This is a genomic window from Bradyrhizobium sp. UFLA05-153 (genome assembly GCF_054185185.1).
Genome location: NZ_JBBIAM010000308.1, coordinates 1 through 1,540, shown reverse-complemented (window position 1 = coordinate 1,540; position 1,540 = coordinate 1). Strand labels below are relative to the sequence as shown.

Sequence of the window (1,540 nt, the reverse complement as noted above, 5' to 3'; positions counted from 1 at the left end):
TGTTCTGCCGCAATCGATAAGATATCGGGCACGTGGTGCTTTCGTGGTTTCCCGCGGACTTTGGTAATCGGCCAAATAAGCTTCACATCAACCGGATACACCTTCAGGTGTCGAGGGATGCCGACCGCCCAGGCCAGCCCGCGCTCCGTTAGCCCTTGTCGAAACGGTGCGCTAAGCCCGTATCCTGCATCGGCCAGCACACATCCAAAGTGCACGTTGGCTGCCATCGCGCGGTCGATCTCGGCTAAAGCAATTTCCGGCTTGGACCGTGGCGTTCGGTGTTCGACTGGCACGCGAGCGCGCTTCAAACGAGACACGTCGCTTGCCCAACCGTCAGGCAGAAAGAGACGTAACGCGACCATCACTGGCACTTCGCCGCGCGCGAGCGTCAAAGACACCAGCGTTTGGCAATTTGCCGTTTTGCCGAGAGCCGACGCGTATTGAGCCGCAACACCAACCGAGCGTTCGCCCTTCTTCGGCAGTGAGGTGTCGTCAATAACGAGCACCGCATCGCTACCGCCGACAAGTCGGTCCGCCCGGTGGAGCAGCTCCGTCTCCAGCGGCGTCGCGTCCCAGACACCGTCCGCAATGAAATGGTGCAGCTGGTCGTAGTTGCCCGTGGCAAGGCGCTCCGCCATCGGCTGAACGCTCTTGCGATCGCCAGGACCGATCAATCCCGCAACATACAGAGGACACATGCGCTGCCGAGTCTTATGACCCAGCCGGTCCAAGAACGGCATCAGCCAGCGTTCAAGTTCGTCTTCCCATCCCGTCATGGTCAGCCCTCCAAGAGCCGACCACCCATGAATCATTGAAAAATTGATTCGGGAATCCTATAAAGCACGGCAAAACCGACAATCTGCCAAAGTAGTGCTAGGCCGTGTACTCATAAGTCGAGGACACCGTTTTGACGTCCGCTATGCCCTGATAACGGCGCGAAAGCAGACATCCCGAAACTTCCAGAACGCGACATAGTTCACTTTACTTTCCATCAGGCCATGTCACTTTTGGCGGCATCTGCCCATCGCGCACCTCACTCTGCCAGGAAATGGAGGTGATGACAGCTTGCACAATCCTGACGCTGCTGTGCAGTATTTGACTTGGGCGCTGGAGGAGATCGAGAATGGTCATCCAAAAGCTGCTCTCCATGCCCGGATTGCGTTGGACGAGCTGCGCGGCGTCCACGCAGGAATGCCTTGTCCTTACGCCGAAAAAGCGAAGCGATTTCGCGATAAAGCCGATGAGGCCGAACAGTTAGCCGTACCGGCAGAGACGGCGTCTAGACGTGATGCTCTTATGAAGATCGTGGGAAATTACAGGCGCACAGCGGAACAAATGGACCGCTTGTCGGAAGCTCAAACAACAACGAAAAGCAAATAGTTGAGAGGCCTTCTACGGGTCAAAACTGGTAATACTTTGACCGAGCGCTTAGCCCTCCTCCCGCGCGTTAATGAGTACACGCGCTAGTCATCTGGAACGAAAGTTCGTCACATTATATGATGGCTCGAATCTCTGCAGAGGAGAGCGCTTGTGGCGAATG

2 protein-coding genes are annotated in these 1,540 nt (G+C 56.4%); one reads left to right on the top strand and one right to left on the bottom strand.

The features are described from left to right. Positions 1-812: IS701 family transposase (locus Q2941_RS51590; RefSeq protein WP_458197535.1), on the bottom strand; the 812-nt coding region annotated here is incomplete at its 3' end. A 253-nt stretch (positions 813-1,065) separates the two neighbouring features. Between Q2941_RS51590 and Q2941_RS51585 the strand changes: the two genes are divergently transcribed. Beyond that, complete coding sequence (locus Q2941_RS51585; RefSeq protein ID WP_156944863.1) at positions 1,066-1,380, top strand: hypothetical protein; 315 nt, start codon at positions 1,066-1,068, stop codon at positions 1,378-1,380. Positions 1,381-1,540 lie beyond the last annotated feature (160 nt).